Below are 380 nucleotides of genomic sequence, written 5' to 3'. Positions count from 1 at the left end.
TGCAGCGAGACAGGGGCCTCCAGCACCAGTTGGCGAATCGCCTCGTGGCTCATGACCGCATACCCCACGATCGACTCGAGTGTGCGAGCCGCTTTGCGGTAGGAAGAGCACTCTACGGCCAACTCGACCGCCGTTTCCTCGAGGCAAGGACTGATCGATCGGGCCCCATCAAAGCCTAATTCGGCATCCAGCAAGAAGGTATAGTTCCCCGTTTGCCGGTCATAGTAGTAGTTCCGTCGAAACGTCACTTCTCCAAACAGCGTTTGGATCGTAGTCGGCCGTTTGTCTTTCAGCTGATACCGCCGCTTGTCCCGCGCTTCCGCCAGTTGTTGATCGATCTCCTCCAAAAGGGCCGCCAACAAGACAGCGAACACCTTTTG

1 protein-coding gene is annotated in these 380 nt (G+C 57.1%); it reads right to left on the bottom strand.

What is annotated here, in order from left to right; translation table 11 throughout:
- The coding region (locus ABS784_RS16995) for a UPF0236 family transposase-like protein (protein ID WP_352513373.1) at positions 1–380 on the bottom strand (380 nt) is incomplete at both ends.

Origin of the sequence: Geobacillus sp. G4 (genome assembly GCF_040327975.1) — a bacterium.
In the GTDB taxonomy this organism is placed as follows: domain Bacteria; phylum Bacillota; class Bacilli; order Bacillales; family Anoxybacillaceae; genus Geobacillus; species Geobacillus thermoleovorans.
Note: the sequence above shows the minus strand (reverse complement) of the source record. Positions and strands in the feature narration are given on the sequence as shown.